Genomic DNA, 25,583 nt, shown 5'->3' with positions numbered 1-25,583 from the left:
CCGCGGCGAGTGCACTTGACGTCTTGGTTGGCAGGCAGCCTGGGCGGCGTCATTGGCGCGCCGCCGCAATTGGGTAGACCCGAGTTAATAGCCTCGGACCGTTGCAGATTTTCGCGGCTGCTCGCTTATGATTATCCCGCTAGCCTCGAGTTGCCGCATTTTCATCCAGACGATCACAATCATGGTCGCGCACATAAACGGACCAACGGGCATGAGCACGAACGGGAAAGCGTATCCTAGTACGATTATGGTACTGAGACCGATCCGGAGGGCTCGTCGATTCGAGAGCAGCGAGACCTGATCCATGTTCGCGTTCATGAGAAAGACCAACGCCATCGCTAGGATCGGCAGATCGTAGATGGCAAAGTAAGGAGAAATGAGCGGCGTTGCCACAAGCAGGCTGGCCGCCTGAATGGCGAAGCAGACGTTGCGACTCCATATGACAACCACCCAAATCACCGTGGCTGACGCGACGGCTATGTGGAACGACAAGGCCACTCCGTAACCAAAGCCGACCAGCCGAAGTAGTCCATAAACACTCGACAAATTATACCATGCTAGCCCTCCACTAAGGTGAAACCGTGTCGTTCCAAAAGTAGCCGCCTCACCAAATGCCCTGAAAGTATCCCAGCCGAAGGTGACTCCGGTGAGCAGCACTAGGGCCAGCATTACCAAAACGGTGGTGATGATGATGCTCCAACGCCTGGTGGCGACCAACACGAAAGGGAGAAGAATGCCGTATTGAGGTTTGAAGATAAGGAACGCGAGCAAGAAGCCACTGAAGATTGGACGCCTATTCAATGTCAACAAGATGCCACCAAACAACGATGCCGCAAGCAGCCCGCTTTGGCCGTGAAACATATCGTAGAAGATGGGCGGAGTGGCGAGCGCCAGCAGGAGCGCGGCGGAGCGTGGCCGGATGGCATAGATAACGAGGAGCCAGCAAAATAGCTTTGCCGCGCTCCAAACCCAGAACGCAATCGGAAACGGCAGGAGCGCCAAGGGCGCCAATACCAAGAAAAACACAGGCGGATAAAAAAACGGAATTGGAAACTGATCGTAGGGATACGAGACGTGATTGATCAGTTGCATCCGAACAACAATTTGCTGATGCAGTTGCTCCCAATCGTAGGCGGACGCCGCGTGGCCATCGAGCGCCATCGTGCCCGCAGCCCAAAAACACGAAAAATCGAACCCAGGGGGTTCGCCGTCACCGCTAACAAATAGCAGTACCGAGACAAGTATTAAGAGAACACAGGCAACTGCTTGCGCCGGGTCATCCCCCGCAGAAACATCCCAGTCCAGAATTTTTTTCAGCGAACGGGTCATGATTGAAATCACTTCTAAAAATCGAAGGGTTAAGCGCAACTGGAAAACCAACAACGTCGCCGCGTAATAGAATTCTAAAGCATTCCAAGCGACACGCTGAGCCTTATCCCAGCTTGCGTGGTCTCAATTTTAATTGCAGACGCCGCAAAGATGTTTCTGTCCTTAACCTAACCGATCAAGGTTAGCTGCCCCATCCGCATCGGGAGCGTGATTGTGAACTGGTTCACAAACGTGCGGCGGGATCAATCGTCTTTGCGGCGCGTCAGATCGATGCGCTCGAAACGTTCGTTGAGGCGGCGAAATGAATTCCTCAAAGCCTAGCGCGGTATTTGATCATTTGATGAGTCTCGACGAAGCGAGGGACAATCCGGCGAAGGCTGTCCCCTACATTCCCATCGCTACAGGCGGCTTCCACACCTGCACGTTGGATGAAGTTGGCGAAGTCCATCGATCACTACGGGGTCGGTTCGCCGGCGGTTCTCGCGCTTGCCTGTTGCTCCTCACGGGTCAGCGCCGCGCTGACGTACTCCGAATGGGCCCGCAGCACGTCAAGGACGGATGGCTGAGGTTACGCCGAAGAAAGTCACGACACGTGGGTAAAGCAGCGAAGGACGTGAGCCAACCGGTACTGCCAGCGCTTCCGTCGATGATCGATATCGAAGATTGACCGACTCAACTATATCGTTACCGGTTTCGGCAACTGTTCAGCGATGCGGGGTTCGGGAACTGTTTCCGAGATTGGTACGATGCAGCTGGCCTCCGTCATTGCAGCGCGCGCGGGCCATGAAGGGCCGGGGCAACGATCGCCGCCGATCTAGGCGCGACCGACGAACAAATGAACAACTTGTGGCGCTGTTTGGCTGGGAGAGCCGAAAACGGGTGGCGACTTACACGCGCGGCGCGGACCAGAAACGCCTCGCCAACGAGGCTGCCACGAGACTTGCCGCGGCACTTACCGCGAACAAAATTGTCCCGCCAACATCAGCGGTGCGGTCCGAACAGGACAACATCGCCAAAAAGCGCAACAGGATTAAAGGATGAAAATCGACGTGGTGCCCAGGGGCGGGATTCAATGGCTCTCAACATTGCCCGGCTCAATAGCAATTCGCGGTATCACCTCCGAGCCGCCCGCACACCTCCGGATTGGACTGCCGCCACTGCGTCACCGCCAATGGCTGCTTGCCGGAGTCGGCCGGCGCGGAGGATTGCCTGCTTCGCTCCTCCTCCAGGATCTGCAAATGCAGCTTCTGCATCTGAAGATTTCGCTCGAGCAGAGAGATCTTTCCGCCTTGAACCTGCTCGGCCAGCGATCTGCGCAAGGCGTTCTCCCGGTCGAGCAGTTCCGGAAACGGCAACAAGGGCCGCACCAGGTCCATCGCCTTAACCACGCATGAGGCACGCGCCACAGCTTGCACGATTTGATCCGGAAAGGCATTGCGACAATCCGCCAGTGCAGCGTTTAAATTGACAGGCGCCGGATCGGCCTGTTCCTCGACGGCCTGGCGACCCCCCCCCCCCCCCGCAGGCGGCCAGCATGATGCAGAGCGGCAAGGCGGCAAGGCGCCGTGCGTGCGGTGACCGACGCTCCCGGTTGCGCTCCTTGTTCTGGAGGCCGGATTGATCAGTCGGCTGCGACGGGCCCGTCATCGCGAACCCGTTCAACTGTCATGCCCGATCGAACCATCGAGCCGTATGACGGAACGACGGCCGAGCATGGCCCGGCGCGGAGCACCCGGCCGCGTTCGGCATCGTCGTCCATCCATCCGCAAACGATCAGGCAATCCCGGTCAACGACGTCTGCTGGTGCAATGTCAGCCAGAACTCGTCCAGCGTGTTCAGATTGACAGTTGCCGGATTGATGCCGCCAGCGGACGTCCCGTTCGTGTCGTAGGCGACCTGTCCCGACGTGCTGGTCACGAGGTGGCCGTCATTCCACCACATCAGCGCGTTCTTGAGACCTTCGCCGTCGGCTTCCTTGCCGCCATTCCAGTCGGCGATGCCCGAGGATGGATCAGTCACGTCGACGTACTTCTGCCAGGCATTGCCGCTGGTCGACACCGCCGAGCCGGCGAGCTTGCCGCCGGACGTATCGATGATGCCGTTAATGTCGGCGTCGACGGTGAAGCCATTGCCGCTCCAGGCGCCCTTGCCGGTCAGCCACATCACCGCTTCGTCGATCAGGTCGTTCGGCTCTGCCTTGCCGTTGTCGATGTTCAGCTGCGCCGCAATCGTCTGCTGCAGCATCATGATGCGCGCATCGCCGCTCGTGCTCGACGACAGAATCGACGCCGCCAACGCGTCCGAGATCAGCAGATCGTGGGCATCGTCCGCCACACCGTTGTGGTTGGAATCGCCGAGCAGGAGATTACCGTCGTGCCGCGGATTGACGTCCAGGGCCGAGAGCACGCCGCTGCTATAAGCGCTCTTGGTTGAATTGCTTTCCTTGCCCAGCGTCCCATCCCAGGCATCGGTATGACTGCCCCAGAATCCCTGGGTCAGCGTGCCGCCCTGCTCGGTGAAGGTGCCGATGTAACTTGAGGGATCACTGGCTGTAGGGGTGACAGTATGATGAGCCGTATCGGTAAACGACCCGCTCGCTGTTCCCGTATTGCTGTAGTTGCCGAGGACGGAGGTCCCGGAGGCCGTGAAGATCCAGCTCTCACCGACATCCAGCAATCCGTTGTCGTTGATGTCGCCGACATTGTGAACGTGATCGGCCTGCAGCACGGCGGTGGGCGAAACGCCGGGCTGATCGTCCGTCACGGCGACGTTCGCCAGCGCGACGTCGCCGGAATTCGTGACGGTGTAGGTCCAGGTAACCCCGTAGCCCGCCAGGAAGCTGAGACCATCACCGGTCGACGCATGCGTGGACGTTACAATGCCGTCCACGACAGTCACGGAGTCGACGCCCGTTGTCACCTTGTCGATAGCGATGGCAGGATTGACGCCGGTGTAGCCGGACGAGTCGCTGGCCGTCGGCGTCGCCATATGCCCGGTGCTGTCGGTGAAGCTGCCGCTCGCCGTGCCCTTGTTGGTGTAGGCACCGTCGATCGCGACCCCGGCAGCCGTGTAGATCCAGGTCTCGTTGGTGTCGAGCTTGCCGTCCTCGTTGGTGTCGCCGACATTGAAGCCGTCGCCGTTCAGCAGGCTCGTGGGCGTCACGCCCGCGTGATCATCGGTCACCGTCACATTGGACAGCGCGACATCGCCGGGATTGGTGACCCTGTACTCCCAGATGATGTTCTCGCCGGCGATGATGGTCAGGTTGTCGCCGGCAGCCCCCTTGCCGTCCGCCAGGACGAGGTTGCCGTTCGCATCCAGCGTGCCGTCGACCGTCACCTTGTCGATCGCGATCTTCGGTGTCACGCCGATGTAGTTGGCCTGGTCGCTGTTTGTGCCGGTGGTCGTTCCATATTGATCGGTTACGGTGCCGGTCACCGTCGCGGTGTCGATCTGCAGCTTCTGACCGTTGCCGCCCGGCTGCAACCCATCAACCGCTGTGGTCGACGCCGTGTAGATCCAGGATTCGCCGAGGTCGATCAGGCCGTTATTGTTCGTATCGCCGCTTTGGTATTGAAAGCTGAGCGCCGGATCGTCAGTCAACGACGAAACCAGCATCTTGGGATTGAGATCGGACGCGTTGGGGACCGTTTCGTTTGTGATGACCACCTTGTAGTAGACGGTCGACCCCGCCAGCAGAGTCGGCGCGGCGTCGCTGCCGGCGATGGTGCCGTACACGCCGACGTCCTGCCAATTGGTGCCATCGACCGAAACCTGCTTGTCGATGCCCACCACCGCAGCCGGCGTGGTGCCTGCGGGGCTTGTCGGCCCGACCGACCATTCCTCAAATCCCGCGTCCGCGTTCGAGAACTGCGAGTAGAGATAGATATAGGCTCCCGGGTCCGTCCCAGCGAAATAAGAATTCGGGATCAGGACCTTGTAGTCGCTGTGCCCGCTGCCCGATGACCACGCTGTCAGGCCGACGGACACATTGACGTCGTCGCCGCCGCCGGTCTTCCCGTCCGCTCCGCCGTCCATGTCGTAGATCTGGGTCAGCCCGGCCAGCGAGGTGAGGTTTCCGGACGTCGCGGCATAGATCTGCAGCTTATCGAGGCTGATCGGATCGCTTTGCTCGTTCAGATCGAGACGGAATTCCCGATAGTCGACGCCGTTGACCGTGACGATCGGGACGGCGCTCAGCAGAAGGCTGTGATTGTGCTGCGGCGAGCTTCCGCTATCCTCAACGGGCGCGGCGTCGGTGTTGAAGGCTTGCTCGACGCCGCCTTCTTGCGGACTTGCCTGAATCTGCACGAACGATGGGAAGATTCCGGTGCCTGTCGACGTGTTGGTATCACCGGTCAGAAACACGATGCCGTTGGTCAGATTTGCAGGAACGACAGCCGGCACCGGCGTGTGCGGGCTGTCCGTGAAGCTGGTCGTCACCATGGCGCCGACCGTCTGATCCGTCGCGCTTAGGACAAAGGACTGGCCGGCTGCATCCAGTCCGACCGCCCAGGAGGTCTGGATCACGCCATTGGCAATCCCATCAAGATCACCGGGACCGCCATCGGTGACCGTCCAAGGCTGGTTGGTGCCCGAGACGGCAGCTCCCGCCACGTCGCTTACATTGAATGTCACAGTATCACCCACGCCGACAGTCGCTGTGACGCTGGCGGTCGAACCGGGCGCATAGTCGGAAAGATCGGTGGCAACAGAAAGATCGGCGAGTGAAGAATCGGTGCCGAGAAGCGAAGAATCATCAACGAGAACATACGTGTTGGTGCTTGCATCGTACTTGTAAATGGACATGAGAAATCCCTGTAAGAACAACACAAAAATGGTTGCCAAGACCCAGCCGTAATCGGCTCATCGTTGGTGAGGCGAAAGGACGGGTCGGATGGTGAACGCAAAGGGGCCGCGTGCATGCAGAGCGCATGTCAACTGTCTCGACCCATATCGGTAATGCAGACCGCCCTCCCCCGTCTGGGCGTAGAAATCGTGTCGGTGGAAAAATCGCTTTGGGCACAAAAATAGCGTCGGCGCGAACGGCACCGCCGCAACAATTTAATTTTAAGTATACTTTTGTTGCCGACGCAATAGAAACCTTATGAGCGTGAAAGCGCTGCGGGCGCGGGCGCCACTTCGGCAGGAGACGCTCGCTGCACGCACAGTCGTCTTGCCGAGTCTCAATCTACTCAGATGGGCGGCGGCGCCGTCAGCGCCTCAAGCCGCCACATGCCTCGCTTCGCCGCAAGAGGACCCATATCGCTGCATTCACTCGGCCGATCCTTGACGCCCTTTGCCCGTCCGCCAAGGGCTGGCCCCCTAGCGGGGACCGAAGGGATCGGTCGTCGCTCGCAATGTCAGCAGGGGACCAAACCCGGCACCCGTCGGCGATCCCACAGTCATGCGCATCCGCCCGCGAACATGCGGGACGAGCGATGACTGCCGGCCTCGGCACTATCGAAACTTCCTCTTCTTCCTGACCGATTTCATGCTCTAGGATCGGATATTTCCGTCGGAACGTTCACCCCTATACGCTCAACGAGCCCCCAGAGCGAAGCACACAGCGAACGATCCGACGTCAAGGGGATTTGAGATGACCGATCGTATTGCGCTCTTCATTGACGGAGCGAATCTGCACAACACCGTCAAGAGCCTCGGCTTTGAGGTCGATTTCCGGCGATTGCTTTCGGAGTTCGGCAAGCACGGACGATTGGTCCGCGCCTACTTCTACACCGTGGTGAAAGATGATGGCGAGTACACGAGCACAAGACCGTTGATCGATTGGCTCGACTACAATGGGTATGCGGTTCGGTCCAAGCCAGCCAGAGAGCACGACGACGGCGAAGGACGGCGAAGGATTAAGCGCAACGTCGGCGTCGAGATTGCCGTCGACGCATTGGAGATCGCGCGCCGCATCGACCACGCATTCCTGTTTTCGGGCGACGGCGATTTGCGGGCCGTCGTCGAGGCAATTCGTCGGATGGGGGTCCGCGTGACCGTCATCTCCAGTATTCGCACGAAGCCTCCCATGATAGCAGACGAGCTTCGGCGGCAGGCTGATGTGTTCCTTGAGCTCGACAGCCTCAGGCCATTGATCGAGCGGCCACCGCATCCGATCGCGCCAGAGTAACGCCTGCCCGTTCGCACCAAGGACACAGCCCGCAACAAAGGGTACGAGACGGAAAGCACAGGCAGGAAAACCAGCCGCTCCGGTAGCCAGCCCGTCGGGCGTGCGTCATGCTGCGCTCGCGACGCTCGCGTCGTGCCAAAGCGGCGCAAAGATCATGACCGCGCTGGTCCCGGCGATCGTCGAGTTGCGCAAGCCCTGGCGGAAACGTCAGTATGACGACGAATACGAACGGCAGGGAGAAAGCCAATGCGGAGATCGGTCGGTTGTCTGTTCCTGTTCCTGGCCACGACCACTGCAGCGATCGCTCACGCCCTCACGATTTACTTGCGACCCGCCACGGGGCAAGCGGATTGAACTAGATCCTTCGGGCAACGACGCCCAGTGAAACGACGACGATCTGGATAACGTCCGACCAGCCGTTGTGATCGATGGCCAGACATTCTCGGTGACGTGGGGAACGTCTGTTGCCCCCGAAGGCAAGGGAGCGAAGCTCACAACCTACGTCTTTGCGGCCGCCCAACGTGATGCTGGGTCGATCTTTGCCACCCGGGTGGACGAAACGACGGCGGAGATTTTCAGATTCTATTTCGGCAGCAACGCGCTCTACAAGCTCACGAGCCGTGCTGGAGACCTGTCGTCGGACAACAAAACCCAGTCTCCCTTCGTGGCCACCTACATTGCGACCTGTCGGGAGCAATAGGCCCGGCGGCTGGTTGGCTCGCTCTTGTTAGGACTGGCTGAATTAGGACTGGCTTAACCGACCTTTCTATTTTGACGAGGGTATTGCTGCCTGCGCGCGACCTGATTGATCTGCAAATCGCATCCTAAATCGTTGAATTCTATTCATAATCTAAGGACTATTTTTCACGGACGGATGACAGCTCCCGGCTCACTTAGGGCGGTTGTGTGGCCGAAATGTCATAGGTTCTGGAACCTTCATTTGTTACGGTTTCGGTAGATTCCAATTAATTTTTTTTGCGAGCAGGGGCGGATAATGAAACCGGCATACATCGTAATCGCGGGCCTCTGCCTAGCGGCCAGCCCGGCATGTGCTGACGGTTTTTCCATTAACGACGCACTGCGCCAGGCGATGCAGACCAACCCGGGGGTTGGCGAGGCGTCGGCGAACCGGCGTGCGACCGAAAGCGAGCTGAGGCAAACGCAGAGCACGCTTTTGCCGCAGGTGCGCATCGACGCCAGCTACGGACCGGAAAAGTTCGATCAACCGCCCGGCGTCATCAGCACGAATTTGACGGTCCCCACCGCCGGGTCAGGACCGTGGCGGAATGGCAGCCAGGAATCAGTGGTGGTGCGGCAGCTGCTCTGGGACGGCTTCGCGTCGATCCATGAGGTCTGGCGTCAGACGGCACGCGTGAACGCTGCGGCCTCCCGCGTCAAGGAGCGCACCGAACTCTTGGCGCTCGACGCAGCTGAGGCTTATGTGGACGTCGTGCGCTACATGCGCCTCGTCAGCCTCGCGCAGCAAAACGTCGCAAACCACGAGAAGATTTTTGCAAACGTGAACTCCCGCTTCTCGGGTGGCCGGGCTGGCGAAGGCGATCTGGAGCAATCGCGGGAGCGCGTCGAGAACGCTCGCGCGGCGCTCGCGGAATTTCAGCGCAGCCTTGATGATGCCAGGGCAAAGTATCGGAAGGTGGTCGGCCTCGAGCCGATCAATCTCCGTTTCCCGGCACCTCTCGCCGGCTTGCCGCACAGCCGCGACGAAGCTTTGGCGACAACCCTGCGGTTCAATTCAACGATCGCGGCGGCTCAGTCCGACGTCGATGCCGCAAAGCATGAGTTTCGGGCCACGGACGGCCTGTTCGGCCCGAAGTTCTATCTTGAGGGACGCGCAACGCACTACGACAACTCCTTCCCTTACGTCACGAACCCTGGGCTTCCCAGCGTGACCCATGAGGACTACAGCGGCAAGGTCGTGATGTCGTGGGACATCTTCCGTGGCGGACAGGATGCCTGGAATCGCTCGGAGAAGGCCGAGCGCTACACCGAGGCAACCATGCGCCACGCCCGGCTGCAGCGCGACGCCTATGAATCGATCGACAAGGCGTGGAATGCCCGTACTATTACGGCCACGCGTATTGCGGCACTGACGCGCCAGCTCGATGCAGACAGGAAGACCATCGCGGCCTTCCAGAAGGAATATGAGCTCGGTCAGCGTTCCCTGATCGATCTGCTGAACGCGCAGAACCAATTCTTCAACGCGTCGGTTTCGCTCACCTCTGCTCGCGGCGTCGTCGTTTTCGCCGATTATCAGCTGCTGGCAGCGATGGGGACTCTGATCGAATATCTGAAGGCGCCTCCGCCGGTCGATGCTGCTCCGGTGGATGTGCTTCAGTACGGCCTGCCCCGCTACACGTTGCCGACCCTGCGCGTGGACCTGCCGCAGACAGGATCTGAGCCGGTGCATGTTGCTGTTCCGGCACCCGCTGCTTCGGTTCGCCCCGCCAGGGCTTACGCGGAAGCTCAGCCGAAGAATGCCGGGTTCGCAGACCGCTGGCCCAGTTCGACGGCGACTGCGGCCGTGTCCGGCACGCCCGAATGGGCCACACAGCAAAAGAGCGCTACCGACGAGCCGAACGTCATCTACGCGGATCCATCAGCGGCGAACGTAAATTCCTATGCCTCGACGAAGCCGCATTGGCTGCTGTCGGCCTTCCCCACTTCGGCTCAGTAGCGGCAACGGGATCAAGGCTTCCGCGAGGGCCCCGAAAGGGGCCCTTTTCCATTTCCTAATTAACTCTTAAAGCAAGATTCGATGATTTCGTTCGTTTTTTGCTGTAATCTGGCCGAACTGATCGAATGCGATTTTTGAAACTCCCCTTTTGGCCATTTAAGGGTTTGCAAGTTGTTATTTCGAGCTCCCAAGTCGGCGGCCGACGCCGGCGAGCCGCTGTCGGCAGATGACCTCAATTCGCAGCCTGCCGCGCAAGGCCGGCAACGCCCTCCGGGCGATGATTCCCTCGCCGCTTCGCTGACCTACCTCGCAGCTCATCATGGCCGCGCCGTCAGCCGCGAGGCGCTTCTCGGCGGTCTCCCTATCGTGGACGGACGGTTGTCCGTTTCGCTCTACGACCGCGCCGCCAGGCGCGCAGGTCTCGAGACGGAGGCCATCAAGCGCGACATGACCGATATCCCCGCGCTGGTGCTTCCCGCTGTCTTGATCATGAAGAACGGGACCGCGCTGATCCTTCTCGGCTTCGACGAGCAGCAGAAAGGCGCCAAGGTCCTCGACCCGCTGTTAAGTCCCTTTGCTCCGGAGCTCCGCGACCTGAGAGCCCTTGCGGCTGATTATACCGGCTACGCATTCCTGATCAGGGCGACGGTCGAGGCCGACGCCCGGACCGCAGCCGCCGCCGACCTTCCGCGAAACCACTGGTTCTGGTCCGTCGTCAAGGCCCACTGGCGCAGCTACGGGCACATCGCTATCGCCGCCTTCCTGATCAACATGATCGCGCTGGCGACGCCCTTGTTCATCATGAGCGTCTACGACCGCGTGGTTCCGAACGGTGCGATACCCTCGCTCATCGCGCTGTCGATTGGGATGGGACTGGCGATCCTCTTCGATTTCATATTTCGCATGGTGCGAAGCCGCATGATCGACGTGACCGGCAAGACCGCCGACGTCGTTCTTGCTGCCAATATTTTCGAACATGTGATGTCGGTGAAGATGTCGCAGCGGCCGACCTCCGTCGGCATTGTCGCCAATCAGATTCGCGACTTTGACTCGGTGCGGGAGTTCTTCACGTCGGGCGGCGTCGTATCCGCCACCGACTTGCTGTTTGCCGTCTTGTTCGTGGCGGTCCTGTACACGATTGCAGGGCTGCTGGCGTTCATCCCGCTGCTGATGTTGCCGGTCATGGTGATTGTCGGCCTGGCGATGCAGCGCCCGCTGGACCGGGCCATGAAGCGGCTTCAGGCCGAATCCTCGGCCCGCCACGGCGTGCTCGTCGAATCCCTCGCCGGGCTGGAGACCGTTCGGGCGGCCGGTGCCGAGGCGCGGATGCAGACGATCTGGGAGCGGTCGGTTGCGGCGACCGCGCGATCAGGAGAAGACGTGCACTTCTGGGCATCGCTGGCATTGTCGGCCACCGCCGCCGCCCAACAGATTACCAGCCTGCTGTTGATCATTGTCGGCGTCTTTCTCATTCTCGATGGTCACCTCACGGTCGGCGCGCTGGTCGCAGCCAATATGCTGGCCGGCCGTATCCTTGCGCCGATCGCGGGCATCACATCGGTGATCACCCGGGGAACGCAGACCTTGTCCGCGCTGAAATCGATCGACCGCATCATGTCCCTGGAGCGTGAGCGATCGCCCCAGCGGACCTACGTTTCACGAAAGATCCAGGACGGCCGGATCGCTTTCGAGAACGTCAGCTTTACCTACCCCAATTCCGCTGACGAAGCCCTCAGCAAGGTCTCGTTCAAGATCGAGGGCGGCGAGCGGGTCGGCATCATCGGACGCGTTGGCTCCGGAAAAACCACGGTCGGGCGCCTGTTGCTCGGATTCTACGAAGCTCAGGAAGGACGCATCCTGGTCGACGGCATCGACTCGCGACAATACGACCCGTCGGATCTGCGCACCGGCATCGGGTTCTCGATGCAGGATACCGACCTGTTCTTCGGCAAGCTGCGCGACAATATTGCGCTCGGCAAGCCGGCAGCGACCGACGAGGAGATTATCGCCGCAGCGCGTCTGTCGGGGGTGGAAAGCTTCATTGCCGGACACCCGCTGGGCTACGACATGCCGATTTCCGAGGGAGGACGCAGCCTGTCCGGCGGGCAGAAGCAGGCCATCGGGCTCGCCCGTATGCTGATCAGAAAGCCGCAGGTCCTGTTCCTCGACGAGCCGACCGCACACTTCGACGTCCGCAGCGAGAACGAGTTTCTGGAGCGCCTCAAGGCGATCCGCTCCGAGCGGATGACGATTATCATCTCCACCCACCGGCTTTCGCTCCTCAGCATGGTGGACCGGCTGCTGCTGTTTGATCAGGGCCGCCTGATCGCCGACGGACCGCGCGACAAGGTTCTGGCGCTCTTGCAGGGTAGACCCGCGGCGGTGCCAACGGTGGCGCAACCCGGCTTTGCGGCAACGACAACCGTGGTGCAGAAACCCAATGCCGCAGTCTGATTTTGCCTTCGCCAATGACATCCGGGCAGCTGCGAGCCTGCGCACGCCGCGCACCTCGCGCATGCTGCTGCTCGCCTCCCTCACCCTTCTGGTCGTGTTTCTCGTCTGGGCGCATTTCGCGATCCTGGACGAGGTGAAGCGCGGCAACGGCAAGGTCGTGCCATCGCGACAGACCCAGGTGGTCCAGAGCCTCGAGGGCGGCATCGTCGGTGATATCCTGGTGCAAGAAGGAGCCATCGTTGAGCAGGGCCAGTCGCTCATGCGGATCGACGACACCAAATTTGCCGCCGAGCTTGGTGAAGTGAGGGAGCGGCGCGCGGCGATGGCGGCGCGGGTTGCGCGTCTTGAGGCCGAAGCGAGGGGACGCAGCGAAGTCGTGTTTCCCGATCAACTGGACAAGGTGGTGCCGGCGGCCGTCGCAACCGAAAGCAGTGTCTTCAAGATGCGGCAGCAAAAGGTGGCCCAGGACATCGACGTGCTGAACCAGCAGGTGATGCGGTTCACGGGCACGCTCAAGCTGTTGGACCGCGAGCTCGCCATCACCCGCAAGCTTTATGATCAGAAGGTTGTGCCCGAGATCGAGATGTTGCGGCTGGATCGACAAGCCACCGACATGAGAGGGCAACTCGCCGAGGCTCAAGCGAAGATCGCCAACATCACCACCTCGTTTCGATCCCAGGCCGATGAGGACCTGGCCAAATCGAGAGCAGACCTCGCGGTGCTCGACGAAAATCTCAAATCCGCCAAGGATCGCGTCCGGCGGACGGATCTGAAAGCTCCGGTGCATGGCATCGTTAACAAACTGAACGTCACCACGATCGGCGCGGTGGTGCAGCCTGGCGCCAATTTGATGGATATCATTCCGCTCGACGATACATTGCTGGTTGAGAGCCGGATCAGGCCGCAGGACATCGCCTTTATCCGGCCCGATCAGGACGCGGTCGTGAAGATCTCCGCGTATGATTCCTCGGTCTACGGCTCCCTGAAGGGCAAGGTCGAGCGCATCAGCGCCGACACCATTGTCGACGACAAGGAAAGGACCGAGCGTCCGGAAACGTTCTATCGGGTCATGGTGCGGACCGAGAAGAACCATCTGGGCACGGAAGAGAAGCCGTTGCCGATCATTCCCGGAATGGTCGCGACCGTCGAAGTCCTGACCGGTCGGAAATCTGTTCTCGACTATCTTCTCAAGCCGGCGCGCACGTTGCGCAGCGAGGCGCTGCGCGAGCATTGAGGCGGGCCAAGATTTGCTTAACGGATGATATCTTCCGATCGTTCAACTTCGAACGATCCCGCCAACCTGCCGTTGACCGCATTACGGACATTCCCCCCACCCGCAGCGCACCTTAACCCCGCTTAAGCGGCCAAGGCTGCACCCTCCGTCCCGATAACAGATAGGGACGGCAGATCGACGCAAAGACGTTGACGACGTCCCTGACACAGGGGACGTCATTCATGACACCGCGCTTGAGATTGCGGAAGCCGGGCTCACCCGCACTTGTTGCTGCGTTCATTCTTTCTCTGGGTGCATATTCGGTTTCAACGACTGCGCGAGCCGCCGACGACGTGGGGGCTGACTCCAGCGAGTCTGCGTCGGGCACCGACGCCAGACCGGTGCGAGCCGCGGCGACGTTCTTCACCATCGACGCCGTCCTTGCGAAAATCGATCGTCAAAAGGGGCGCGGCCCGGGCGCCACGCGCCTCGCATCGCTGACGCCGGCGAACGTCGCAACCGATGCAATGCCTGCTCCGAAGGAAGCACCGGCGCGAGGGACGGAGCCATTTGGCCTGTTCACGTTCCGCGCGCCCGACGGGATGCTGTGGCGGAAATGGCGCGGCCTCGAAGCCGACATGGCGAAAGAACAAGCCGTCCTGGATCGTTGCCGCGACGGCGCCAAGGACTGCCCCCCCAACGCCGCGCAATTCCTGCGCCTGATCAGTGCCGTCCAGGGGAAGTCTGGCCGAGCTCAGCTTGAAGAGGCCAATCTTGGCGTCAACGCCGCCATCCGCTACGTCAGCGATTATGCGCAATTCGGCGAAGCGGATCGCTGGAGCGCGCCGTTGGCATCATTTGCAACCGCAAAAGGCGACTGCGAGGACTACGCAATCGCCAAATACGTGGCTCTGCAGCAAGCCGGCTTCCCGCGCGATGACCTGCGATTGGTGCTGGGCCGCGATCGTTCGCTTGGGCAGGATCATGCGGTCCTGGCTGCTCGTCTCGATGGCCGCTGGCTGATCCTGGACAGCAGGCGCCCGGAATTGCTCGAGGACTCCGATGCTCTAGGCCTTACACCCTTGTTCGCGATCGACCATAACGGGGTCGGTCTCCTTGCAGCCCCCTACGTGAAGCGCCCGCTGCTCGCGGGCGAAGTCGAGGCCGTCCCCGCTGCGGCGAAGGACAATGATGCTGGGGAATGGAATGGATTGAACGAGCCGAACGACGGCGCTGTTGAACTGAACTCGTTGCCGCTGTGGATGTGAGGGCCCGGTGACTTAACTGTCTTCCGGACCGGCTCCGGTTGGTCTTGGGTAAGCGAGAACGCCCGAGATCCCTCTCCGTTCGCCCCGGATCGAATCCGGGGCGAACAGCTCAGATCAGAAACCGAAGTCAATTGGCTTCGGATTTCAATGCGCGACGTGGATGTTCGTCGCGTTGATCTGCGTAACGCCGTTCAGGATAGCCAGCGCTTGCTCGTGCGCTGTCGTCCCGTCGGGCGAATAGTAGAGCGTATGGTTCGTGCTATCGAACAGGAAGCGCTCGGAACTATTGGTGAACGCATTCGACGTGCTGTTTTGCACCTGGGTATTGTTGAAGACCTCGCCGAACGTGATGCTGCCTGCGGTGAAGCCCGCCGCCGACACGGAGATGGCGTCAGTGGCTGCATTGAACCCGGTGACGCTGATCCCCAAAGTACCACCGTCAGTCGGATGATCGAACTGGATCGTGTTATTGTTGCCCGTCAGGGTGACGGTGTCGCCGGGCGCGACGGCAAGAACTTCGTTGCCGGTTCCGGAGAGGCTGGTGCCGCCGTTGATATCGACATTGATCGTACCGGGGGCCGCAGTGCTTCCGTCACCGTCAGTCGTGTGGACCGTAAAGCTGAGATTCTCCGAGACATTGATGGTCGTGAGTACATCCACGCCGGTCAAGTCCACCTTGGTTGACTGTCCGGAAAGGTCACTCAGTTGAAGTGAACCCATTTGGTCCCCGGCCTGGTAGCCAGGAAGCGCCGTGGAAAGCGTTGGGCTGGTCCAACTGCTGACGTTGTTGACCGTTCCGGTGATCGTACCATCAACGTGGAACGTGCCCCCAACGTAATGGCCGTATGTCTCGACGTAGCTGAAGCTGAAGCTCTTCGAGAACGTAAAATTGGCATCCAAGGTACCTGCCACCGGGGTGAAGCCCGTAGCCCCTCCCGGAGTGAACTGGGCATTGTTCGTGAAGTCGAACAACATCTTCTCGCCGGGGTCGAAGTTGTTGTTATCGACGCCCCATCCTGCGGTCGAGCCGTTCACTGACGCTGCGCCGCCGCTGTTCGAGCCGGAAATGACGGCCACCTCATTTCCATTGGAGGTCAGGATCTGCTCCTGAGCTGGTCCCGATCCGAACGAGGTTGCACCTGTCACGGACAGGAGCGAACTCTCGGTGAAGGGCTGCAGCAACGTGAACGTATACTGATCGTTGCTCGGATCGAGCGACAGGGTGAAGACCTGATCGGCAGCTATGGTGTGATCCGTACCGATATAGGCAATCAGGAGCTCGGGATTGCTCGGATCGACGTAGTAGCTCACCGCCTGGCCATCAAACATCAAACCGGCGGGCGCCGTATTGCCGACCAGGCTGGCCGCGGGTGTTCCGAAGCCGTCGGCACCGGTAACGAAGGTAATATTGCCCGTCACCGAATAACCTGCCGAGTCCGTGATGATCGCCGTGTCAATTTCACCGAAATGCGGCGTATCGTCGGTGATCGACAGCTTGGTCCCGAGATCGAGGCCCGCCGAAGCCACCGTGCCGTCATTGTCGGTCACGGTCTGCGTCAGCGTCAGCACGCCGGCAGTCAGGGAGGCGGGCGCCAGATTGTTGTCGACCGCACGGTCCTCGGTGAAGGTCACAATGCCGGTCGACGGATCGACCGAGATGACAAAGGCCAGCGCACCAGCGGCGCTGCCGACATGGCCTTCGATCGTGGTGGCATTGACCTGGACCAGCACGTCGCTCTGCTGAGTGTGGGAGTCCACCAGGCCGGATGCCGTGCCGCTGCCGCCATTGATGGTCAGGCTATACGCCGTCGACTTGATGCCGTCGGCACCCGCCACGTCCGTGAAGGCGCCAGAGAAGTTACCCGTCGTCGTGGTCAGCGCCAGGCTCGGCGCGGTGCCGCTGTCCGGGTTGGTGCCGGTCGTCAGATGGGTCTCGCTCAGCGTCAGCGTCGGCGCGTTGGCCGCCACCACCGTCACGGTCGGACCGTCATCGGTGATCGCCAGCTTGGCGCCGAGATCGAGGCCCGCCGAGGCCACCGTGCCGTCATTGTCGGTCACGGTCTGCGTCAGCGTCAGCACCCCGGCCGTGAACAACGCCGGGGTGGCCGACGGATTGCTGCCGCTCTGTGCCTGATCGACGGCACGGTCCTCGGTGAAGGTCACAATACCGGTCGACGGATCGACCGAGATGACGAAGGCCAGCGCACCAGCGGCGCCGCCGACATGACCTTCGATCTTGGTCGCGCTGACCTGAACCAGCACATCGCTCAGCTGGGTGTGGGAGTCCACCAAACCGGATGCCGTACCGCTGCCGCCATTGATGGTCAGGCTATAAGCCGTCGACTTGATGCCGTCGGCGCCGGCCACGTCAGCGAAGACGCCCGAGAAGTTGCCTGTCGTCGTGGTCAGCGCCAGGTTCGGCGCCGTGCCGTCGTCCGGGTTGGTGCCCGTTGTCAGGTTGGTCTCGCTCAGCGTCAGCGTCGGAGCCTTCCCCACCACCGTCACGGTCGGACCGTCATCGGTGATCGCCAGCTTGGCGCCGAGGTCGAGGCCGGCCGAGGCCACCGTGCCGTCGTTGTCGGTCACGGTCTGCGTCAGCGTCAGAACGCCGGCGGTGAACAGCGTCAGCGTGGCGGACGGATTCGAGCCGCTCTGCGCCTGGTCGACCGCGCGGTCCTCGGTGAAGGTCACGATGCCGGTCGACGGATCGACCGAGATGGTGAACGCCAGCGCACCGGCAGCACTGCCGACATGGCCTTCAATTGTCGTGGCATTGACTTGGACCAGCACATCGCTCAGCTGGGTGTGGGAATCCACCAGGCCGGACGCCGTGCCGCTGCCGCCATTGACCGTCAGCGTATAGGCCGTCGACTTGATGCCGTCGGCTCCCGCGACATCCGCGAAGGCGGCCGAGAAGTTGCCGGTCGTCGTGGTCAGCGCCAGGCTCGGCGCGGTGCCGCTGTCCGGGTTGGTCCCCGTCGTCAGATGGGTCTCGCTCAGCGTCAGCGTCGGCTCGTTCGCCGCCACCACCGTCACGGTCGGGCCGTCATCGGTGATCGACAGCTTGGCGCCGAGATCGAGGCCGGCCGAGGCCACCGTGCCGTCATTGTCGGTCACGGTCTGGGTCAGCGTCAGCACACCGGCTGTGAACAGCGCCGGAGTGGCAGAGGGGTTGGAGCCGCTCTGCGGCTGATCCACGGCGCGGTCTTCGGTGAAGGTGACGATGCCGGTCGACGGATCGACCGAGATGGTGAACGCCAGCGCGCCGCCGATGCCGCCGACATGACCCTCAATCGTGGTCGCGTTGACCTGGACCAGCACGTCATTCTGCTGGGTATGGGAGTCCACCAGGCCGGACGCCGTGCCGCTGCCGCCATTGATGGTCAGGCTATAGGCCGTCGACTCGATGCCGTCGGCGCCCGCCACGTCAGCGAAGACGCCCGAGAAGTTGCCCGTCGTCGTGGTCAGCGCCAGGTTCGGCGCGGTGCCGTCGTCCGGGTTGGTGCCCGTCGTCAGATGGGTCTCGCTCAGCGTCAGCGTCGGAGCCTTCCCCACCACCGTCACGGTCGGACCGTCGTCGGTGATCGCCAGCTTGGCGCCGAGGTCGAGGCCGGCCGAAGCCACCGTGCCGTCATTGTCGGTCACGGTCTGCGTCAACGTCAGCACGCCAGCGGTGAACAGCGCCGGCGTCGCAGACGGATTGCTGCCGCTCTGCGGCTGATCCACGCCGCGGTCTTCGGTGAAGGTGACGATGCCGGTCGAGGGATCGACCGAGATGGTGAACGCCAGCGCACCGGCAGCACTGCCGACATGGCCTTCGATGGTCGTGGCATTGACCTGGACCAGCACGTCGCTCAGCTGGGTGTGGGAATCCACCAGGCCGGACGCCGTGCCGCTGCCGCCATTGATGGTCAGCGAATAGGCCGTCGACTTGATGCCGTCGGCCCCCGCCACGTCCGTGAAGGCGCCCGAGAAGTTGCCCGTCGTCGTGGTCAGCGCCAGGTTCGGCGCGGTACCGCTGTCCGGGTTGGTGCCCGTCGTCAGATGGGTTTCGCTCAGCGTCAGCGTCGGCTCGTTCGCCGCCACCACCGTCACGGTCGGACCGTCATCGGTGATCGACAGCTTGGCGCCGAGGTCGAGGCCCGCCGAGGCCGTCGTGCCGTCATTGTCGGTCACGGTCTGGGTCAGCGTCAGCACACCGGCGGTGAACAGCGCCGGAGTGGCAGACGGATTGCTGCCGCTCTGCGGCTGATCGACCGCGCGGTCCTCGGTGAAGGTGACGATGCCGGTCGACGGATCGACCGAGATGGTGAACGCCAGCGCGCCGCCGATGCCGCCGACATGACCCTCAATCGTGGTGGCATTGACCTGCACCAGCACGTCATTCTGCTGGGTGTGGGAATCCACCAACCCTGACGCCGTACCGTTGCCGCCATTGATGGTCAGCGTATAGGCCGTCGACTTGATGCCGTCGGCTCCCGCCACGTCCGTGAAGGCGGCCGAGAAGTTGCCGGTCGTCGTGGTCAGCGCCAGGCTCGGCGCCGTGCCGTCGTCCGGGTTGGTGCCCGTCGTCAGATGGGTCTCGCTCAGCGTCAGCGACGCCTCCCTCCCTGCCACAACAGTCACGGTCGGGCCGTCATCGGTGATCGCCAGCTTGGCCCCGAGGTCGAGGCCCGCCGAGGCCACTGTGCCGTCATTGTCGGTCACGGTCTGCGTCAGCGTCAGCACGCCGGCGGTGAACAGGGCCGGAGTGGCGGACGGATTCGAGCCGCTCTGCGCCTGGTCGACCGCACGGTCCTCGGTGAAGGTCACAATGCCGGTCGAGGGATCGACCGAGATCGTGAACGCCAGCGCACCAGCGGCGCTGCCGACATGGCCTTCAATTGTCGTGGCATTGACCTGGACCAGCACGTCGCTCTGCTGAGTGTGGGAGTCCACCAGACCCGATGCCGTGCCGTTACCGCCATTGAGCGTCAGGCTATAAGCCGTCGACTTGATGCCGTCCGCGCCCGCCACGTCCGTGAAGGCGGCCGAGAAATTGCCGGTCGTCGTGGTCAGCGCCAGGTTCGGCGCCGTGCCGCTGTCCGGGTTCGTCCCCGTCGTCAGATGGGTCTCGCTCAGCGTCAGCGACGGCGCGTTGGCCGCCACCACCGTCACGGTCGGACCGTCGTCGGTGATCGACAGCTTGGCGCCGAGGTCGAGGCCGGCCGAGGCCACCGTGCCGTCATTGTCGGTCACGGTCTGCGTCAGCGTCAGAACGCCGGCCGTCAGCGAGGCAGCCGCCAGATTGTTGTCGACCGCGCGGTCTTCGGTGAAGGTGACGATGCCGGTCGCCGGATCGACCGAGATCGTGAACGCCAGCGCGCCGCCGATGCCGCCGACATGGCCTTCGATCGTGGTGGCGTTGACCTGGACAAGCACATCGTTCTGCTGGGTATGGGAATCCACCAGACCGGACGCGGTGCCGCTGCCGCCATTGATGGTCAGCGAATAGGCCGTCGACTTGATGCCATCGGCGCCCGCCACGTCGGCGAAGGCGGCCGAGAAGTTGCCGGTCGTCGTGGTCAGCGCCAGGTTCGGCGCAGTGCCGCTGTCCGGATTGGTCCCGGTCGTCAGATGGGTCTCGCTTAGCGTCAGCGACGGCTCCCTCCCTGCCACCACCGTCACGCTCGGACCGTCGTCGGTGATCGCCAGCTTGGCACCGAGGTCGAGGCCTGCCGAAGCGACCGTGCCGTCATTGTCGGTCACGGTCTGCATCAGCGTCAGCACGCCGGCCGTGAACAGCGCCGGCGTCGCAGACGGATTGCTGCCGCTCTGCGGCTGATCCACGGCGCGGTCTTCGGTGAAGGTGACGATGCCAGTCGACGGATCGACCGAGATGGTGAACGCCAGCGCACCGGCAGCACTGCCGACATGGCCTTCGATCGTCGTGGCATTAACCTGGACCAGCACGTCATTCTGCTGGGTGTGGGAGTCCACCAGGCCGGACGCCGTGCCGCTGCCGCCATTGATGGTCAGCGAATAGGCCGTCGACTTGATGCCGTCGGCGCCCGCCACATCCGCGAAGACGCCCGAGAAGTTACCGGTCGTCGAGGTCAGCGCCAGGTTCGGCGCCGTGCCGCTGTCCGGGTTGGTGCCCGTTGTCAGATTGGTCTCGCTCAGCGTCAGCGTCGGAGCCATCCCCACCACCGTCACGGTCGGGCCGTCATCGGTGATCGACAGCTTGGCGCCGAGGTCGAGGCCGGCCGAGGCCACCGTGCCGTCGTTGTCAGTCACGGTCTGGGTCAGCGTCAGCACACCGGCGGTGAACAGCCCCGGTGTGGCGGACGGATTCGAGCCGCTCTGCGGCTGATCAACCGCACGGTCTTCAGTAAAGGTCACGATGCCGGTCGAGGGATCGACCGAGATGGTGAACGCCAGCGGACCGCCGATGCCGCCGACATGGCCCTCGATCGTGGTGGCGCTGACCTGGACCAGCACGTCGCTCAGCTGGGTGTGAGAGTCGACCAAGCCGGACGCCGTGCCGCTGCCGCCATTGATGGTCAGCGAATAGGCCGTCGACTTGATGCCGTCGGCGCCCGCCACGTCCGTGAAGGCGGCCGAGAAGTTGCCGGTCGTCGAGGTCAGCGCCAGGTTCGGCGCCGTGCCGCTGTCCGGATTGGTCCCGGTCGTCAGATGGGTCTCGCTCAGCGTCAGCGTCGGCTCCCTCCCCGCCACAACGGTCACGCTCGGACCGTCATCGGTGATCGCCAGCTTGGCGCCGAGATCGAGGCCGGCCGAGGCCACCGTGCCGTCATTGTCGGTCACGGTCTGCGTCAGCGTCAGCACGCCGGCTGTGAACAGCGCCGGCGTCGCAGACGGATTGCTGCCGCTCTGCGGCTGATCCACGGCGCGATCTTCGGTGAAGGTGACGATGCCAGTCGAGGGATCGACCGAGATGGTGAAGGCCAGCGCGCCGGCGGCGTTGCCGACATGGCCTTCAATCGTGGTAGCGTTGACTTGGACCAGCACATCGCTCAGCTGGGTATGGGAGTCGACCAGCCCGGACGCCGTGCCGCTGCCGCCATTGACCGTCAGCGTATAGGCCGTCGACTTGATGCCGTCGGCTCCCGCGACATCCGCGAAGGCGGCCGAGAAGTTGCCGGTCGTCGTGGTCAGCGCCAGGCTCGGCGCGGTGCCGCTGTCCGGGTTGGTCCCCGTCGTCAGATGGGTCTCGCTCAGCGTCAGCGTCGGCTCGTTCGCCGCCACCACCGTCACGGTCGGGCCGTCATCGGTGATCGACAGCTTGGCGCCGAGATCGAGGCCGGCCGAGGCCACCGTGCCGTCATTGTCGGTCACGGTCTGGGTCAGCGTCAGCACACCGGCTGTGAACAGCGCCGGAGTGGCAGAGGGGTTGGAGCCGCTCTGCGGCTGATCCACGGCGCGGTCTTCGGTGAAGGTGACGATGCCGGTCGACGGATCGACCGAGATGGTGAACGCCAGCGCGCCGCCGATGCCGCCGACATGACCCTCAATCGTGGTCGCGTTGACCTGGACCAGCACGTCATTCTGCTGGGTATGGGAGTCCACCAGGCCGGACGCCGTGCCGCTGCCGCCATTGATGGTCAGGCTATAGGCCGTCGACTCGATGCCGTCGGCGCCCGCCACGTCAGCGAAGACGCCCGAGAAGTTGCCCGTCGTCGTGGTCAGCGCCAGGTTCGGCGCGGTGCCGTCGTCCGGGTTGGTGCCCGTCGTCAGATGGGTCTCGCTCAGCGTCAGCGTCGGAGCCTTCCCCACCACCGTCACGGTCGGACCGTCGTCGGTGATCGCCAGCTTGGCGCCGAGGTCGAGGCCGGCCGAAGCCACCGTGCCGTCATTGTCGGTCACGGTCTGCGTCAACGTCAGCACGCCAGCGGTGAACAGCGCCGGCGTCGCAGACGGATTGCTGCCGCTCTGCGGCTGATCCACGCCGCGGTCTTCGGTGAAGGTGACGATGCCGGTCGAGGGATCGACCGAGATGGTGAACGCCAGCGCACCGGCAGCACTGCCGACATGGCCTTCGATGGTCGTGGCATTGACCTGGACCAGCACGTCGCTCAGCTGGGTGTGGGAATCCACCAGGCCGGACGCCGTGCCGCTGCCGCCATTGATGGTCAGCGAATAGGCCGTCGACTTGATGCCGTCGGCCCCCGCCACGTCCGTGAAGGCGCCCGAGAAGTTGCCCGTCGTCGTGGTCAGCGCCAGGTTCGGCGCGGTACCGCTGTCCGGGTTGGTGCCCGTCGTCAGATGGGTTTCGCTCAGCGTCAGCGTCGGCTCGTTCGCCGCCACCACCGTCACGGTCGGACCGTCATCGGTGATCGACAGCTTGGCGCCGAGGTCGAGGCCCGCCGAGGCCGTCGTGCCGTCATTGTCGGTCACGGTCTGGGTCAGCGTCAGCACACCGGCGGTGAACAGCGCCGGAGTGGCAGACGGATTGCTGCCGCTCTGCGGCTGATCGACCGCGCGGTCCTCGGTGAAGGTGACGATGCCGGTCGACGGATCGACCGAGATCGTGAACGCCAGCGCGCCGGCGGCGTTGCCGACATGGCCTTCGATCGTGGTGGCATTGACCTGCACCAGCACGTCGCTCAGCTGGGTGTGAGAGTCGACCAAGCCGGACGCGGTGCCGCTGCCGCCATTGATGGTCAGCGAATAGGCCGTCGACTTGATGCCGTCGGCGCCCGCCACGTCCGTGAAGGCGCCAGAGAAGTTGCCCGTCGACGTGGTCTGCGCCAGGCTCGGCGCGGTGCCGCTGTCCGGGTTGGTCCCCGTCGTCAGGTGGGTCTCGCTCAGCGTCAGCGACGGCTCGTTCGCCGCCACCACCGTCACGGTCGGGCCGTCATCGGTGATCGACAGCTTGGCGCCGAGGTCGAGGCTCGCACTCGCGCTCGAACCGTCGCCATCAGTGATGGTCTGCGTCAGCGTCACCGCCCCAGCCGCGAACGACACCCCGGTCGCGCCGGTGCCGTTGTTGTCGACCGCACGGTCCTCGGTGAACGTCACGTTCCCCGAGCCGTCGACCGTGATGGTGAACGCCACCAGGCCGCTCGCCTGGCTGCCGACGTAGCCGGTGATCGTGTTGGAGCTGGTCTGCACCAGCACGTCGTTCTGCTGGCTCTGCGAATCCACAAGCCCCGACAGACCGCCATTGCCGATCGACAGCGTGTACACCACGGGATGCGGATCGAGCGCCGTCGGACCGCTGCCGTCCGCGCCAAAATTGTCGTTGAAAGCACCGGCAAAGCTGTGCGTGACCGAGGTCAGCGCCAAATTATGCGCCGTGCCGTCGACCCCATTGTTGGTCGCAGCCGTCAGGTGCGTCTCACTCAGCATCAGCGACGGCTCGCTGCCCGGCACCACCGTGACGATCGGCCTGTCGTCGGTGATCGACAGCTTGGTGCCGAGATCGATGCTCGCAGAAGCCGTGCCGCCATCATTGTCCACGACCGTCTGCGTCAACGTCACGGTTCCGGCCGCCAGCGATACGCCAGTGGCACCGGTGCCGTTGTTGTTGACCGCTCGGTCCTCGGTGAACGTCACCACGCCCGTCGTCGGGTCGACAGTAATCGTGAAGGCGAGCGCACCTGATGCGATACCGACGTGCCCCTCGATCGTCGTGGCGTTGACCTGGACCAGCACGTCCTGCTGCTGGGTCTGCGAATCGATTAAACCAGATGGGGTGCCGTTGCCGGGAATCGAGAGCGCGTAGCTCACCGAGCTGATGCCCGTGCTTCCCGCTGTATCGGTGAAGTCAGCGGCAAAGTTTCCCTTTACGCTCGTCAACGCCGCACTGTGCGCGGTGCCATTGAAGCCGTTGTTGGTCGTTGCCGTCAGGTTTGCGTCACTTAGCGTGAGTGCAACCGTGGAATTGACCGCGATGGTCGGTGCGACGAAAGTCTGCTCGAGCACAAAGCCTGTCGGCTGTGTGTCCGTAAAATTCGGCAGCGTTTCCGGCCCAGCCAATTGATTGGTGGGCACAGGATCCAGTGCATCAATCGCAAATGGACTGAAGTTCGCACCGGACGCCTGGGCGTTGCCGTTCGCGTTGCCGCCATTGTCGGCTGCCGGCAGCACGGAGGCGTCTGTGCTGATCGGAAACAGAGTCGCGAACTCTTGGCCCGAGACGTCGCGACCCGGTGCCACCTCAACCGTGATGTTGCTGAGCGGGTCCGAGCGCGAATCGAAGAACGGCTCGACAGTCACAGTCGACTGGTTGTCGAACAGGATGATCAGCTTTTCGCCGATGTGGACCAAGGTGATTTTTTCCTTGGCGATCGCCGAAAAATCGACCTGCACCTTCTGGTCGTACCCAAGATTGACGATTACCGCCTGATCGGTCAGCGGCTTCGTCAGCTTGTAAATTCGAACGGGAGCAGAATTGGCGGAATTTCCGGTGCCGGCGGCCTGAGCAACCTGAAACTGACCCTGCATTATCAACTCCGAAAAAACGATTAGAGGAAAGCTTGTCGA

General features: G+C 62.6%; 11 protein-coding genes. 7 read left to right on the top strand and 4 right to left on the bottom strand.

Annotated features, from left to right (window positions below):
- Nucleotides 1-84: 84 nt before the first annotated feature.
- Nucleotides 85-1,329, bottom strand: a complete 1,245-nt coding sequence (locus MTX19_RS12510; RefSeq protein WP_280985994.1) for a glycosyltransferase family 87 protein — start codon at nucleotides 1,327-1,329, stop codon at nucleotides 85-87.
- 846 nt (nucleotides 1,330-2,175) lie between these two features.
- On the opposite strand from MTX19_RS12510, the gene MTX19_RS12505 reads away from it, so the two are divergent.
- Nucleotides 2,176-2,370: a hypothetical protein gene (locus MTX19_RS12505; RefSeq protein WP_280983858.1), complete on the top strand. Its 195-nt coding sequence runs from the start codon at nucleotides 2,176-2,178 to the stop codon at nucleotides 2,368-2,370.
- Nucleotides 2,371-2,423: 53 nt separating this feature from the next.
- On the opposite strand, the gene MTX19_RS12500 is transcribed toward MTX19_RS12505, so the two are convergent.
- Both MTX19_RS12500 and MTX19_RS12495 read right to left on the bottom strand, forming a co-directional pair.
- A complete protein-coding gene (locus tag MTX19_RS12500; RefSeq protein ID WP_280983857.1) occupies nucleotides 2,424-2,744 on the bottom strand; it encodes a hypothetical protein in 321 nt (106 codons plus the stop codon).
- Nucleotides 2,745-3,102: 358 nt separating this feature from the next.
- Nucleotides 3,103-6,138, bottom strand: a complete 3,036-nt coding sequence (locus MTX19_RS12495) for a hypothetical protein (protein ID WP_280983856.1) — start codon at nucleotides 6,136-6,138, stop codon at nucleotides 3,103-3,105.
- A 790-nt stretch (nucleotides 6,139-6,928) separates the two neighbouring features.
- Between MTX19_RS12495 and MTX19_RS12490 the strand changes: the two genes are divergently transcribed.
- The 6 genes from MTX19_RS12490 (at nucleotide 6,929) to MTX19_RS12465 (ending at nucleotide 15,095) form a co-directional block, all read left to right on the top strand.
- Nucleotides 6,929-7,465 carry an NYN domain-containing protein gene (locus MTX19_RS12490; RefSeq protein ID WP_280985993.1) on the top strand — a complete coding sequence of 179 codons (537 nt, stop codon included), beginning with the start codon at nucleotides 6,929-6,931 and terminating at the stop codon, nucleotides 7,463-7,465.
- Between the two features lie 421 nt (nucleotides 7,466-7,886).
- Nucleotides 7,887-8,165, top strand: a complete 279-nt coding sequence (locus tag MTX19_RS12485; protein ID WP_280983854.1) for a hypothetical protein — start codon at nucleotides 7,887-7,889, stop codon at nucleotides 8,163-8,165.
- 294 nt (nucleotides 8,166-8,459) lie between these two features.
- Nucleotides 8,460-10,160: a TolC family outer membrane protein gene (locus MTX19_RS12480; protein WP_280983853.1), complete on the top strand. Its 1,701-nt coding sequence runs from the start codon at nucleotides 8,460-8,462 to the stop codon at nucleotides 10,158-10,160.
- A 171-nt stretch (nucleotides 10,161-10,331) separates the two neighbouring features.
- Nucleotides 10,332-12,614: a type I secretion system permease/ATPase gene (locus MTX19_RS12475; RefSeq protein WP_280985992.1), complete on the top strand. Its 2,283-nt coding sequence runs from the start codon at nucleotides 10,332-10,334 to the stop codon at nucleotides 12,612-12,614.
- Nucleotides 12,601-13,848: an HlyD family type I secretion periplasmic adaptor subunit gene (locus tag MTX19_RS12470; RefSeq protein ID WP_280985991.1), complete on the top strand. Its 1,248-nt coding sequence runs from the start codon at nucleotides 12,601-12,603 to the stop codon at nucleotides 13,846-13,848. Before MTX19_RS12475 ends, MTX19_RS12470 begins: the two co-directional genes overlap by 14 nt.
- Nucleotides 13,849-14,087: 239 nt before the next feature.
- Nucleotides 14,088-15,095, top strand: coding sequence for a transglutaminase-like cysteine peptidase (locus MTX19_RS12465; RefSeq protein WP_280985990.1), 1,008 nt, complete (start codon nucleotides 14,088-14,090; stop codon nucleotides 15,093-15,095).
- A gap of 144 nt (nucleotides 15,096-15,239) precedes the next feature.
- Here MTX19_RS12465 and MTX19_RS12460 read toward each other — a convergent pair whose 3' ends face one another.
- Nucleotides 15,240-25,544, bottom strand: a complete 10,305-nt coding sequence (locus tag MTX19_RS12460) for a DUF5801 repeats-in-toxin domain-containing protein (protein ID WP_280985989.1) — start codon at nucleotides 25,542-25,544, stop codon at nucleotides 15,240-15,242.
- Between the last annotated feature and the right edge of the window lie 39 nt (nucleotides 25,545-25,583).

The organism is Bradyrhizobium sp. ISRA464 (assembly GCF_029910095.1).
Lineage (GTDB): Bacteria > Pseudomonadota > Alphaproteobacteria > Rhizobiales > Xanthobacteraceae > Bradyrhizobium.
Note: the sequence above shows the minus strand (reverse complement) of the source record. Positions and strands in the feature narration are given on the sequence as shown.